At 36.3% G+C, this 14,271-nt stretch carries 16 protein-coding genes; 5 read left to right on the plus strand and 11 right to left on the minus strand.

Annotated features, from left to right (window positions below; all coding sequences use genetic code 11):
* The first annotated feature begins 26 nt into the window (after positions 1–26).
* Both DSM03_RS00965 and murI read left to right on the plus strand, forming a co-directional pair.
* On the plus strand, positions 27–539 hold the full coding sequence (locus DSM03_RS00965) for an OmpH/Skp family outer membrane protein (protein WP_128761509.1): 513 nt from the start codon (positions 27–29) through the stop codon (positions 537–539).
* 72 nt (positions 540–611) lie between these two features.
* Complete coding sequence (gene murI, locus DSM03_RS00970) at positions 612–1,403, plus strand: glutamate racemase (RefSeq protein ID WP_128761510.1); 792 nt, start codon at positions 612–614, stop codon at positions 1,401–1,403.
* Here the strand turns inward: murI and DSM03_RS00975 are convergent.
* Positions 1,400–2,392: a PorP/SprF family type IX secretion system membrane protein gene (locus DSM03_RS00975; protein WP_236638843.1), complete on the minus strand. Its 993-nt coding sequence runs from the start codon at positions 2,390–2,392 to the stop codon at positions 1,400–1,402. The two genes, murI and DSM03_RS00975, sit on opposite strands and share 4 nt — an antisense overlap.
* A 141-nt stretch (positions 2,393–2,533) precedes the next feature.
* Here DSM03_RS00975 and DSM03_RS00980 point away from each other — a divergent pair, with 141 nt between their 5' ends.
* The 3 genes from DSM03_RS00980 (at position 2,534) to DSM03_RS00990 (ending at position 4,789) form a co-directional block, all read left to right on the plus strand.
* Positions 2,534–3,439, plus strand: coding sequence for a NifU family protein (locus tag DSM03_RS00980; protein ID WP_128761512.1), 906 nt, complete (start codon positions 2,534–2,536; stop codon positions 3,437–3,439).
* A 94-nt stretch (positions 3,440–3,533) separates the two neighbouring features.
* Complete coding sequence (locus DSM03_RS00985) at positions 3,534–3,734, plus strand: dodecin family protein (RefSeq protein WP_073098780.1); 201 nt, start codon at positions 3,534–3,536, stop codon at positions 3,732–3,734.
* 194 nt (positions 3,735–3,928) lie between these two features.
* Positions 3,929–4,789: a mechanosensitive ion channel family protein gene (locus DSM03_RS00990; protein WP_128761513.1), complete on the plus strand. Its 861-nt coding sequence runs from the start codon at positions 3,929–3,931 to the stop codon at positions 4,787–4,789.
* Between the two features lie 23 nt (positions 4,790–4,812).
* On the opposite strand, the gene tsaB is transcribed toward DSM03_RS00990, so the two are convergent.
* From tsaB to DSM03_RS01040, 10 genes are all read right to left on the minus strand, one after another.
* The gene (tsaB, locus tag DSM03_RS00995) at positions 4,813–5,487 is read right to left on the minus strand and encodes a tRNA (adenosine(37)-N6)-threonylcarbamoyltransferase complex dimerization subunit type 1 TsaB (RefSeq protein WP_128761514.1); all 675 of its coding nucleotides are present in this window, start codon (positions 5,485–5,487) and stop codon (positions 4,813–4,815) included.
* Between the two features lie 3 nt (positions 5,488–5,490).
* On the minus strand, positions 5,491–6,756 hold the full coding sequence (locus DSM03_RS01000; protein WP_128761515.1) for an efflux RND transporter periplasmic adaptor subunit: 1,266 nt from the start codon (positions 6,754–6,756) through the stop codon (positions 5,491–5,493).
* A 44-nt stretch (positions 6,757–6,800) separates the two neighbouring features.
* Positions 6,801–8,126, minus strand: coding sequence for a TolC family protein (locus tag DSM03_RS01005; RefSeq protein WP_128761516.1), 1,326 nt, complete (start codon positions 8,124–8,126; stop codon positions 6,801–6,803).
* 66 nt (positions 8,127–8,192) lie between these two features.
* Complete coding sequence (locus DSM03_RS01010) at positions 8,193–9,344, minus strand: efflux RND transporter periplasmic adaptor subunit (RefSeq protein WP_128761517.1); 1,152 nt, start codon at positions 9,342–9,344, stop codon at positions 8,193–8,195.
* A 32-nt stretch (positions 9,345–9,376) separates the two neighbouring features.
* Positions 9,377–10,636: an ABC transporter permease gene (locus DSM03_RS01015; RefSeq protein WP_128761518.1), complete on the minus strand. Its 1,260-nt coding sequence runs from the start codon at positions 10,634–10,636 to the stop codon at positions 9,377–9,379.
* Positions 10,637–10,645: 9 nt separating this feature from the next.
* A complete protein-coding gene (locus DSM03_RS01020; protein ID WP_128761519.1) occupies positions 10,646–11,890 on the minus strand; it encodes an ABC transporter permease in 1,245 nt (414 codons plus the stop codon).
* A complete protein-coding gene (locus DSM03_RS01025) occupies positions 11,883–12,584 on the minus strand; it encodes an ABC transporter ATP-binding protein (protein ID WP_128761520.1) in 702 nt (233 codons plus the stop codon). Before DSM03_RS01025 ends, DSM03_RS01020 begins: the two co-directional genes overlap by 8 nt.
* Positions 12,585–12,703: 119 nt before the next feature.
* Entirely contained in the window at positions 12,704–12,925 is a 222-nt protein-coding gene (locus DSM03_RS01030) for a hypothetical protein (RefSeq protein ID WP_128761521.1), read from the minus strand.
* Positions 12,926–12,933: 8 nt separating this feature from the next.
* Entirely contained in the window at positions 12,934–13,509 is a 576-nt protein-coding gene (locus DSM03_RS01035; RefSeq protein WP_128761522.1) for a DUF420 domain-containing protein, read from the minus strand.
* 7 nt (positions 13,510–13,516) lie between these two features.
* On the minus strand, positions 13,517–14,263 hold the full coding sequence (locus DSM03_RS01040; RefSeq protein WP_128761523.1) for an SCO family protein: 747 nt from the start codon (positions 14,261–14,263) through the stop codon (positions 13,517–13,519).
* Positions 14,264–14,271: the final 8 nt, after the last annotated feature.

Here is a 14,271-nt window from a genome sequence, read left to right on the forward strand (position 1 = left end):
TAATTATAACACTTAATATTACTAAAATGAAACACGTTAAAACCCTAGTTGTAGCCTTAGCCTTAATCTTAGGAACGACAGGATTTATGCAGGCTCAAGATCTTAAAGTAGCTCATATCGCAACTCAAGAGTTATTAACTTCTATGCCACAGTACAAACAAGCTCAAGCTGACTTAGAAAAACTTCAAAGCTCTTATGACGCTGAGATGAACACCATGGCAAATGAGCTAAAAAAAACTATGGAGCGTTACGGTAATGAAGCTGCAAGTCAAACTGACGAAACTAATTTACAGCGTCAGGCTGAAGTAGAGCAAACGCGTAATAAAATCATGGAATATCGTCAAAATGCGTTGAGAGACTTACAGAAAAAAGAATCTGAAGCTTTGCAACCTATCGTTGAGAAAGCACGTGTAGCTATCCAGAAAGTAGCTCGTGCAAAAGGTTTTAAATATGTATTAGACAGCACTACAGGTACTGGTCTTATTTTAGCTGATGGTTATGACCTAATGCCAGACGTTAAAAAAGAATTAGGTATTTAAATTAAACGAAATAACTAATTTAAAACTGCCCTCCTGAATGATTCAGGAGGGCAGTTTTTTTATATTTGGATTATGCAAATTACAAATCCAATAGGTGTTTTTGATAGCGGTGTTGGCGGCACTTCTATTCTAAAAGAAATCATTCATGAGCTCCCGTTTGAAGATACTATCTATCTGGCGGATATAAAAAACGCTCCATATGGTGAGCGTACACCAAACGAGATCCTCAAACTCTCCATAAAAAACACAGAATACCTAATTGATCGTGGCTGTAAGCTAATTGTAGTAGCATGTAACACCGCCACCACAAATGCAATCGACGCACTACGGAATACGTATAACATTCCTTTTATTGGAATTGAACCTGCGATTAAACCTGCAGCTTTAGCATCAAAAACAAAATCAATTGGGATTTTAGCAACAAAAGGAACTCTTAGCAGCGCTCTATTTGCTCGCACTTCAAGCTTATACACAAATGACTTAAATGTAATTGAAGTAATAGGTAAAGGGCTGGTAGAACTTATTGAAGGTGGGAAATTACAGTCTAAAGAGTTGCTTCAGCTTTTAACAAGCTACCTCAATCCAATGATCGCTCAAAATATAGATTACCTTGTGTTAGGTTGCAGCCATTATCCTTATCTCATCCCAATATTAAAACAAATACTTCCAGAAAATGTAACCATAATAGACAGTGGTCAAGCGGTTGCTTTGCAAACTAAACGCATTCTCGGAAAAAACAATTTACTCAATCAAAACCAAAAAACAGGCACTCACAAATTATACAGCAATGCCACTACAACCGTTCTAAAGCAACTAACATCTGAAGCTTTTCAAAATAAAGAAATAAGCTATTTAGATTTTTAATTTACAGCAGGGCAATTACACTCATAAGGCTCTCTGCGCTCACCAAAGTCATATCCTAAAGTGATTTGATGAAACCCATTGGCAAGCACAATATCATTGCGCTGATAGGTATAAGTATACCCAACTAAGAATCTGTTGTAGGTTATACCTAAAAATGGAGTAATGTACTGAGATTTTTGACTGGTGATGCTTCCATCTGAATTGAGATATTGTGCACCGTCAAGATTACGACGATAGGACAAACCTCCCCATAATTTACCCCAATCAAATTTACGATAAACTTTTCCGTTTACATCTAGTGTAACTTCTTGGGTCTCATCAGTCGCCTGAAACATAATAGATGGCTCGTAACTCCACGGATTATTTAACTTCCCGAAAACATAGCCTGCTGATGCTAAGTAGCGACGCTGATTAGTTGATTCTAATTGCGGAGTGAAAATAGCTCGGTTGCGCGGTAAAACATTTTTAACCGTAGCGTGCGCATAGAAATCTAAAAAATAATAAGACATCCCAATATCTACGTTGAAGTAATTATCAGTCTGACTACCACCGGAAATAACAGGATCAAAATCGGTAAGATCAAAAGCACTTTCATCAAGCGTATTTTGCATTAATCCCACACTTAACCCAAAAGAAAGCTGATTGAGGTCCACATAATTTCTAGAAAGCAAAAGGTGATATGCAAAAGTCCCAAAAACACCACGTTGGGAAAAGTTACCATTTTCATCAGAAAATAAAATAGCTCCAAGTCCTACGTTATCTCCCACTCTACCATTTACTGCTGCGGTATATAAATTAGGCGCATCTTCTACATCAAACCACTGTTGTCTTCCGGTAAGTCTTATTTGGTTAGAATTTGCCGCCCCAGCCATTGACGGATGCAACAAATACAGATTTTCGGTAAGATAATCCCAGTAAACCGGAATGCCTTCTTGTGCTCTGGCAACCAGACCAGATAACAATAAAATTAAAAGTAAAAATCTCTTCAAAATGTAGCGCTCAAATTATACCTCTGAGTTATTAAAGGCAAACGCAGTAAATCTAATTAAATTATAAAAGAGAAACAGGTTTACACCGCTTAAAAATCTCAAATCAGACGTAAATTAGCTAAATTTGCACAAAATAAAATCATGAGTACATTCAGTATCACTATAGAGCCTACGTCTAACCCTGCTATTAAAAAATTTCAGGCAAATTCATTTCTTGTAAATCATAACAGTTATGAGTTTAAAAACATTGACGAAGCTAAAAATTCGCCACTAGCGCAACAATTATTCTATTTACCCTTCGTCAAAACAGTTTACATTTCACAGAATTTTATCGCTGTTGAAAAATTCAATATTGTTGATTGGATCGATATTCAGGATGAATTATCACAACAAATAGAGAACTTCTTAAATGATAATGGGGTTGTTATTATTGAAGATGCAAGCACAGCTAAAAAAGTACCGGTAACAGTTTATGCAGAAAGCACACCAAACCCGGCAACTCTTAAATTTGTAACTAATAAGAAGATCGTTACCGAAACATTAGAGTTTAAAAATATCGACGAAGCTAAAAATGCACCTCTTGCCTTAGCTCTTTTCCATTTTCCATTTGTAAAGGAAGTTTTTATGGACTCAAATTACGTGAGTATTCAGAAATTTGAGGTTGCAGAATGGGATGATGTTTTTCAAGAAGTACGTGAGTTTATCAAGAACTATATCGAAGACGGAAAAGAAATTCTAGCTAAAAATTTCAAGAAAACTCCAGATGTTGTTGAACAAGAAAAAGAAAATCAATTTGAAGCTCTCGATGACACTTCAAAAGAGATTGCTAACATCATTGAAGAATATGTAAAGCCTGCAGTAGCAAGTGATGGCGGAAACATTTTGTTTAAGCATTATGATCCTGAAACTAAAAATGTAAAAGTAATTTTACAGGGTGCTTGCAGCGGATGCCCATCTTCTACATTCACTTTAAAGAATGGTATTGAGACGATGCTTAAAGAAATGCTACAAGGAAAAATTAATAGTGTAGAAGCTATAAACGGATAACCAGATTAACACATTAATAAATTTGTAGTTTTTAAAACCGCCTTTATTATTGTATCTTCAACAATAAACAATAAAATAAATCAAACTAATAATTATGGCAGTTTTAAAAGTAATAGAAGTATTAGCAAGTTCTAACAAAAGTTGGGAGCAAGCTACAGCTAACGCAGTAAAAGAAGCTTCAAAATCAATAAAGAATATTCGCTCTGTTTATGTAAATGAGCAAAGTGCAGTTGTTACTGGAGATACGGTTTCAGAATTTAGAGTTAATGTCAAAATCACTTTTGAAGTAAAATAAGAGATTCTATTCTCAGAAAAATCCCGTAATTAAATCTTTAATTACGGGATTTTTTATTGGTGAAAATATAAGATTATTTAGACCTATAAATACTTACTAAAACCAAGGTACATAAAGAATTAACGATATTTAAACATAAGTATTTTTTATTTATGATGCTTAAACATGACCTTTGCACAAATTAAAATTATACTATGAATTTTGACATTACTCAATACGAGGACTACGCCAAACAATTTGGTGAAAAAATTATTGATTTCCTTCCTAGTCTTATTGCTGCGATTTTAACACTAGTAATCGGTTTTTGGATCATCAAGGTGATTAATCGTCTGGTCAAAAAATTTTTTGATAAAAAAGATTATGACTTAACTCTTGAAAAATTTATTGCTGATTTAATTAACTGGACACTTAAAATTCTACTTTTTGTTCTGGTTATCACACAGCTTGGTGTAGAATCTGCTTCATTAGTTGCAGTAATTGGTGCCGCTGGTTTGGCTGTTGGTTTAGCTTTACAAGGATCATTAGCAAACTTTGCGGGTGGAGTACTTATTCTGCTTTTAAGACCATTTAAAGTTGGTGACTGGATTTCTGCTCAAGGGGTAGATGGTTCTGTAAAAGAAATTTCAATATTCAATACAAGATTAATAACATTCGGAAACCAAGAAGCCGTTATACCTAACGGAAAACTTTCTAATGACAACATCATCAATTACACTTCTCAAGGAATACGTAGAAATGCACAGACCTGGGGAATTTCTTACGATTGCGATATAAAACTTGCTAAAGAAATTTTATTAAAACTGGTCAATGAGCAAGATACTGTTTTACACGATCCGCATCCTGAACCAATGATAGTAGTTACTGAACTTGCAGATAGCTCTGTAAATATGTCGCTACGTTTCTGGGCTACAAATGATGACTACTGGGCGCTACACTGGTATATACTAGAGGAAGGTAAGCGCCGTCTTGAAGAACAAGGCATTGTTATACCGTTTCCACAACGCGATGTACACGTTTTCAATGAAAGCGGAGCTAGTTTTAGCGCAAAACAATAAATCTTTTGCTTAAAGGTTTGAATCTACTTTTTAGGCTTATTTACTAAGAAGTCTTTTAGATAAAAAGGTTCAAAATAGGCGACATCTTCGGTGTCGCCTATTTTATATTTTGTCTCTGCCAGCACAGCCATTTCTCTTGCAGAAGGCAAAGCTTCAGTTTGAAAAAATGCATTTTCATGGGTTATTACCGGCTTCAACTTTTCGGCACCATTTCCTATAAAAATAGTCTTTCCTTTCGCTAAAGCGGAAGCAAAAGAGTTTTCATCAACAATCTGTGCTTGTATTTCTCGCAACTCTTTCAGGCCTGAAGAATAGATAGCACTATAGACTTCCATTCTACGCGCATCAAGAACCGGAATTATACTTTGAATAGCTTCTCCCTTTACCTGAAGTGCCAAAGCCTCAAGCGTATTTGTTGAAATCAAAGGAATGTTTAGTGCAAAACACAAGCCCTTTGCACTACTTACACCTATGCGCAACCCGGTATAAGAACCAGGCCCTTTGCTAACAGCAACAGCATCTAAATCAGTTTGTTTTATTCCTGCCTGAAGTAAAACCTCTTCGATATAAGCATGTAAACGTTCTGCATGGGAGTAGTTTAATCCCATGTCTTCCTTTAACCCAAGGACATCACCATCTTTAGCTAGGGCAACAGAACAATTTGTAGTAGTAGTCTCAATGCAGAGTATTAAAGCCATAATTTAGTCTTCTTCTGAAGCCCCAAATTTAGCATCTTTTTTAACCTCTACCAGATCTCCTTCCTTAAGTAATTTTGTTACGGTATTGTACGGCCCAGTAATTACCTCATCTCCGGTTTCTAAACCTTCAGTAATCACAATATTAGCGTCATCTTGTATACCGGTTTTAATTCTGCGTAAAACAGCTTTATCACCATCTTTTACAAACACCGCTTCATATTGATTATTCTCAAAGGCAGAGTTACCGGAAATCGTGTCATTTTTGATCACAATAGCACTAATAGGCACAGCAATAGCATCTTTTACACTATTTGTAATGATATCTACAGTTGCCGTCATTCCAGGTCTAAAAGGTGAATACGCTTCAGACTTACCTTCTATTAAATCCCGATAAGACTCTTCAAGAATACGCACTTTCACTTTAAAGTTAGTAACCTGATCTGCAGTCAGGTTGCTTTCTGCTGAATTTGCGATTTCAGTAACCTGACCTCTAAAAGGCTTTTTAAGATAAGCATCAACTTCAACTCGGGTTGAATCTCCGATATTGATTTTCACAATATCATTTTCATTAACATCAACCTCAACTTCCATATTACCCAAGTCTGCAACTCGCATCATTTCGGTCCCTGCCATTTGCTGTGTTCCTACCACACGCTCTCCTAACTCCACATCGAGACTTGATATTGTTCCGCTAAGCGGCGCATAAATAGTTGTACGAGATAAGTTATCCCGAGATTGATTTACGTTAGCTGCAGAGCTCTGAACGCTATAATAAGCAGATTTCACAGTGGCCTGAGCTACCTCATAATCTGATACAGACTGATCCCAAGCTGATTTAGAAATAACACCTTTATCAAACAAGGCTTTGTTACGCTCGTAATTTGCTTTTGCATTTTTTAATGTAGCTTCTGCCTGTGCAAGGTTTGCTTGTACATTTTGTAAAGACGCTTGCGCTTGTGTTAATGCAGACTGAATTAAATCTGGATTGATACGTGCTAAAAGATCACCTTTTTCTACCTGCTGACCTTCAACCACAGGAAGCTCTATGATTTCCCCTGAAACTTCTGATGAAATTTTAACCTCAGTTTCCGGCTGAATCTTTCCGGTTGCAGCAACGGTCTCAATAACCGTAGAACGTTCTGCAATCTTTGTCTCGACAGGCTTAAACTCTCCGGTTTTACCAAACCAGCCGGCCTTCTTACCACCTATCAATAATAGAATGAGTACTACAGCAACACTAAGAATGATTATTAAGGTCTTTTTTTTCATCATCAAAAAAATTACAGCTACACGAATAGAGATCGGTATATTCCCTAGAATTTAAGCTCGCTTACGGGAACACCAAAATACAACTCGAGTACTTTAAGTTTAAATATATAATCGTATTTCGCGCGATTCAAATCGATCATTGCATTATCATAACGTTGCTTAGATTGACTAAAATCAAAAGCGTTGATTAAGCCTACCTCGTAACGATCTTGAGAATAAGAGTATGCCAACTCCTGAGATTCTACAGCAGTTTCTGCAGCTTCATAAGCTTTAAGCGCACCCTGAGCATCTAAATATGCTTGATACACATTAGACTCTAAATCTAATTGTGCTTGCTCCAGGTTAATTGCAGCACGGTCTGCAGCAATTTTACTTCTTCGTACATTATTACGCGTCTGAAATCCATTCAAAATAGGCACATTCAATCTCAAACCATAAGAAATACCATCATTTAGATACAATTGCTCTTGAAAACTGTTAACCAGATCTTGCTCAGAATAGCGGGTGCTGTATCCAAAGAAAGCAGATATTGTAGGCCATCTAGCTCCTTTTGCAATCTCAACATCTTTTTCGGCTATATCCAAATTATTTTCGGCAATCCTAACCTCGTATCGCTCTTCTTTGGCTGACTCTGTAATTTCTTGTGGCGTTTTTAGCAATACTTCTTCACCATATATCTGATAATCACCATCTGCGATATCAAAATTCTTATAATCTCTGATCAATAAAGTTTGAGCCAGACTGATCAACGAAATCTGAACAGCATTTTCTGCTGCCACAATACTTTGAATTTCACTGGCATTTTGAGCTTGAACTTCGAGCAAATCTCCTCTTGGAGAAACACCACCATCTACAAGATCCTTTGTCTGCTGCAACTGTTGCTTGGTAACTTCGTTTTGAGATCTTAAAACTTTTAAATTTTCTTTATTTAATATAACCTGCAAATAGCCATTCGCTACAGTTAAAGCTATGTCGTCTTCCAGTTTTTCAAAACTATATTGAGCAGAAAGAGCAGTTAATTTTGCGCGCTGTACTTGTTTAAAATTACGTAGACCATCAAAGAGATTGTAGCTTGTATTAACACCTCCGCTGGCAGACAAGAACTGTGTTGTAGTTGCTAAGTTACTTGTTGGGTCAAAGTTTAGACCTGTGTTTTTAGAAACACTCGCATTTGCATTAAGCGTAGGTAAAAAATTACCATCAGCATCAGATTTATCAAGCTCAGCAACATCAATATCTAATTGTGCCTGACGTACCTGAATGTTCTCATCAAGAGCCCGCTGAATACATTCCTGCAGTGTCCATTTTTGCTGAGCAAAGCCAGAAGCCACGGAGAAAACCAAAATAAAAAAGAGTATTGAATTCTTCATAATTAAAATTCTGTATAATAAGTAGTACTTCAATGTAAAGTGTTACACCAAAGGTTTTATATTTCTTTAAAAACTTTGCGCAGGCTTAATAGCATTCCACACTTTGATCTTAGAATCTTCAGTAATTCCATCTAAAATTTCAACATAAATACCATCGCTAACACCGAGCTTTACATCACGACGTTCAAAATTTTGTTCACTGGTTTCAACCTCTACAAATGGATCTTGTGTTTTAGGATCATATTGCACCAAAGCTTCTTTTATAGCCAACACATCATCTGCTCGTTCTAAGATAATTGAAGCATTTGCACTCAATCCCGCCCTAATGAATGTGGAATCTTTTTTTGCTAATGTTCCTTTTATCTCAAACTGAATCGCTCCGTTTTCAGCAACTCCTTTAGGAGCAATATAATCTAGCGTAGCGTCAAACTTCTTATTTTCAATGGCACCTACTGTAATCTCAAGTGGAAGATCTTCGGTAATTTTACCCACTTCGCTTTCATCTACTTTTCCTTCAAAAATCATATCATTAACATTAGCCAGCGAAGCGATAGTTGTACCATCATTAAAGTTATTAGACTCTATAACCTGATTACCTTCTTTAACAGGAACTTCTAAAACCATCCCCGTTATTGTTGCGCGTACAGATGTAGTTGCATTACTGCCTAAACCGGTTGTAGTTCCCGTTCTTACAATGTCATAATTCTGTTGAGAACTTGACAAACTCACCTGTTGCTGCTTGTAATTCTGAACCGCCTGGTTGTATTCTCTTTGACTGTTATCAAAATCATTAGCACTAACAACACCCTTTTCAAACAAGGCCTTTTGTCTCTCATAAATACTTTCTTGATTTTCTAAAGTAAGTTTTGCCGTCTCCAGATTAGTTCGTGCACTTTGTATGTTATTACGAGCACTTACTAGAGAAGAGGCGTTAGGCACCACTTCTATCTGCGCCAATAATTGACCAGCCTCTACAAACTCACCGGCTTCAACTAATATCTCTTTTATAATACCCGATATGTTAGGTTTTATAAGGACCTCTTCGCGCGGAACAATACTTCCTGTAGCTACCGTTTTTTTAACAATAGTTTGTTTTGACGGAGTTTCAGTCGTATAAACAACAGGATCTTCAAGGTTTTTTTGATACAAATAATAGAGTGATCCTATAAATATAACTGCGATCACAGCAAGGATTACAATGGTAACTGATTTTTTCATATGATTGATATTCGTTTTTTTTAGATGAAGTTTTATTCGTTGCGCAAGGCGTCTATTGGTTTTACTTTAATTGCATTTTGAGCCGGAATAAAACCAGCTAATAACCCTGAAAAGATCAAGATAAAAAGTGCCGTAATCACAGTACCTAAATCTACACTCGGATTAGCAAACATTTCTACAGGGCCGTTTGCATCTAGAATTTTGTTTAAGATATAGATAAGCGCAGCTCCCAATGAAATGCCCATCATCCCTGAAATGATAGTAAGAAATACAGATTCCATTAAAATCTGACCTCGAATTGACCAAGGGCTCGCACCTAAAGCACGACGGATTCCTATTTCCTTTGTTCGCTCTTTTACGACAATCAGCATAATATTACTGATACCTATGATACCAGAAAGCAATACTAGAATGCCCACAAAATAGGCAACAATCTTAAGCGCTATAAACAGACCATCTACCTTTTGAAACTCTTCGTAGAGGTCAAAATTACCTATTGCACGATCATCTTCCGGATGTATAGAATGCCTGTTTTTTACAATATCAAAAACTTCAGATTTAAGCTGAGTTATAGAATAACCATCTTTTGCGGTTACCGCCATCCATCCTACCCGATTACCCATATTAAAGGCCTGAGAAAAAGCCGTGAAGGGAACGTAAATCTGTTTCTCATCTTCTTCTGCATTACCATTACTCGATACCATTGAATAAGTACCTACCACCATAAAATTAACCCCGTTTATTTTAACGTACGTACCTATATGCTCTTCACCATTATCGTATAACGCTTTGCGAACACCTTCACCTATTACAGCTATTTTACGTTTACCTTCAATATCCCCGTAATTGATAAAACGTCCCGAAGTAATATTCATAGGTTGCTGTTCAATATACTCAGGGTAATCTCCATAAACATTAAAAGCTCCGGAATTCAAACCACGCACTACATTATTTGCACCTCCAAAACCTCCTAATTGGTTCCTTGGAGAAACAAAGCGTAACTGCGGCATATTTTCTTTAATTGCCGCAACATCATCCAGATCATAATTGAATCTTCTTCCTTTAGGCAAACCTTTATAGGATTTAGAGACAGTTTGCGTCCACATAAACATACTGTTGGTTGCTATCCCTCCAAAACCTTTTTTTACACCATTTTCAAGCCCTTTACCTGCAGCAAGCAAAACAACCAAAATAAATATTCCCCAAAGCACACCAAAGGCTGTAAGCGCCGTTCTAAACCAGTTTCGGCTTAGCGCTTCTATAATTTCATCCCAACGATCTCTATTAAACATTCCTTTGATTTATTCTTCGCGTAAAGCGGTTATAGGTTTAATTCGAGCAGCTCTCCATGCCGGCACAAAACCAGCCAAAGCTCCAGCAAGTATCAAGATAAAAACAGTTGTTATTGCTACTTTAAAATTCACAGATGGATTTTTTATAAAGTCCATATCAAGATTAGGACCTACAACTTCTAACAAAGCCATACTCAATATAAGACCAGTAAACCCTGCTATTGCAGTCACAAAAATAGACTCGTGCAAAATCATCGTAATTATAGAAAGTGGTTGCGCTCCCAAAGCTTTACGTATACCTATTTCTTTGGTTCGTTCTTTTACGATGATCAGCATTATATTGCTCACACCTACTACTCCGGCGATAATAGTACAAATACCTACTACCCAAAAAAACGTCTTTATCATCCCTATTAAATCATAAAAACGCTTTGTTCCTTCTAACGTATTATTAATACCTATCGCACTGGTATCATTTGGAGCTATTAGGTGACGCTCTTTTAAAAAGGATTCAATTTCTGAAGAAAATCGAACAGACTGCTCTAGTGTTTTTTGAAAAGTTTCTTTTGGCTTAAGTGTAAACCCTAAGTTACCTACTTTATCAGCTCCACCAAAAACGCGCTGTGATGTAGATAAAGGTACAAATACACGAGTTTCTTCACGCTCACCGCCGGGATCAGTATACACGCCCACAACCTTAAAATTGATCCCATTAATTTGAACCTGCTGCCCTATTGGATCTTGATTGTTAAATAAGTCTAGCTTTACTTTATTACCAATCACCAGGACCTTAGACTTCTTCTCCTGATCATCATAATTAATATAACGGCCAGCGACCATGTCCTCATTCTCCAAAAATTGATAGTCGGGATAAACACCTTCTACACGATAACTTCCAGACTCATTTCCAAAATTTAACGTACCACTCCATATTCTATAAACTGAAGATTTAAACTCAAGATCATCTTCATATTTTTTGATTAGATAGTTGTAATCTTCATTAGTCATCTCAATATACCTCCCCGGATTTAAACCTTTATAACCTTTAGAAGTAACCCCGGTATAAACCGAAATTCTACTTGAAGCATCACGTTGAAACTGAGCACTGATACCGTTTTGCATTCCCTGACCAAAACCCAAAAGAATCACTAGAATAAAAATTCCTGAAGCAACAGAAAGCCCCGTCAAAAAAGTACGTAGTTTGTTTTTTGAAATAGTCTCTAATATTTCTTGCCAGCGCTCGAGATCAAACATGGCTTAAGGCTCTTACTTGATCAACTGCTGTATCATCTATAATTAAACCATCTTTAAGATTAACAATACGCTTAGTCATATGAGCGATATCATCTTCGTGTGTAACAATCAAAATAGTTTTCCCTTCATCATTAATTCCCTGAATGAGATCCATAACCTCATAACTAGTTTTAGTATCCAATGCACCAGTTGGTTCATCTGCAAGAAGGACTTTAGGATCACTAGCCAATGCTCGTGCTATAGCAACACGCTGCTTTTGCCCTCCTGAAAGTTCGTTAGGCATATGATGCGCCCAGTTTGCCAGACCCACCTTCTCGAGATAAGCCATCGCTTTTTCGGTGCGTTCTTTACGCTTCATACCCTGATAATATAAAGGCATACCCACGTTATCAAGCGCACTTTTATAATTAATAAGATTAAAAGACTGAAAAATAAATCCTAAAAACTTATTACGATATTGAGCTGCAATTTTTTCGTTTAGATTTTTGATAGGGACACCATCTAATGTATAAGAACCTTCATCAGCCTCATCAAGCATCCCTAAAATATTAAGCAATGTTGACTTTCCGGATCCTGAAGAACCCATTATAGAGACGAGTTCACCTTCCTGAACAGAAAAATTTATACCCTTGAGAACATGAAGTGAGTTTGTTCCCATGGTATAAGATTTATGCAAATCTTTGATGGTAATCATAAACAGAGATGGTTTTGTGTCTAGAAAAAAGTTAATTTTTTAACTCTCTTCTGTTTAATAGACCCAAAAACGTCAAAGTTGTTACAAGATTAAGCTAATAAATTTATAGAAAAAGAATTCTAAGATTCCTCTCTGGCTTTTTTTCGGCTTCTGTAAATAAACCAAATTACGCCTCCCATCAAGATATAAGGTATCGCTGCGAGATAGACAATACCATTATTCACTCCTTCTGCCATGCTATTATCAGTTTCACTTTCTAACACAGCGCGACACATTGCACATTGAGACTGACTCGCAAAAGTGATGAAAAATAAAAGCAGAAAAGAGATAAAACGCTTCATAATATTTTTTAAGCTGGATAATATGGGAAAATCATAAAATAAACCACCACACCAGTTACAGCCACATACAGCCAGATAGGAAATGTAATTCTGGCGATTTTTCTGTGTAGTGGAAACTTACCTAGCATCGCTCGTACATAAGTAATCAATACGAAAGGAATAACACCAATTGAAAGCAGAATGTGTGTAATAAGAATAAAGTAATAAATATACTTAAACACTCCTACAGCAGCATTTTCAGCATCAGAAACTACTCCATCCAGATTGGCATCGCCAAATTTTGTAGAGTCTGAAGTTGCGTGATAAACGACATACAATACTAAAAATATCAAAGAAAGTCCAATACAAACTTTCATCAGTTTTTCATGAAGATCCCGATTACCTTTTTTAATCTGAATTACAGCAGTAAAAAGCAATACAGCTGTTAAAGCATTAATAGTAGCATAAATAGGTGGCAAAAAACCTAAACGCTCAACACCGGGAATACGAATCGTAAATAAAACCGCTACCGCTACCGGTATCGCAATAGACAAAGCTACAATCCACCTGTTGTATAGTTTCTCTTTTTGTGCAATATTTTCCATTTACTAGTTAGTTATTCTTATTAAGCAATTTGTTGATGTCTTCAATCAAAATATCTATTTGAGAAGTCTCTTCTCCTTCAACTTCTGGTGCACCTTGCGGAATAAAACCCCGATAATAAATCAACGGATTACCAAACTCGTCTTTTCTAGATCTGATAAAACCATTTTGGTCAACTAAGGCAAATAGTCCTGAATGCTGAAAGTTGCCTTCAATATTAGGATTCTCCTGAGCTAAAAGATTAAAACCTACGTTAGCTAACTCATAAATCTTTTCGCGGTCACCAGTCATTAAATTCCAATCTGGATCTGTGATGCCATAGCTTTCTGTATATTCTTTTAAAACTTTAGGAGTATCGTGCTCCGGATCTATACTAAAACTTGCAATGCCAAAATCTGGATTATCTTTAAACTTATTTTGAATAAGTACGAGATTTTTATTCATCGGGATGCAAATAGTAGGACATCTTGTAAAGAAAAATTCTACAAGAAACACCTTCCCTTTGTAAAAGTCTTCGGCAATGGTATCTCCATCTTGATTTACAAATTCAAAATGAGGTACTTTTCGATCTTTACCGTTGATATTAATGTAAGAAAGCGCATCTTCATTTTCAACAGTATCTAAATTTGCAACATTGAGCCGGTCGTTCTTAACAACTTCATCATTCATCAAGCGATCTATAATCTTAGGAATTACAATTACTCCAAAAATCAAAACAATTACTGCAATCCCTATATAAGTCTTCTTCTTATTCATCACTTTTA

The sequence above is a fragment of the Leeuwenhoekiella aestuarii genome, assembly GCF_004104055.1.
GTDB classification, from domain to species: Bacteria; Bacteroidota; Bacteroidia; order Flavobacteriales; family Flavobacteriaceae; genus Leeuwenhoekiella; species Leeuwenhoekiella aestuarii.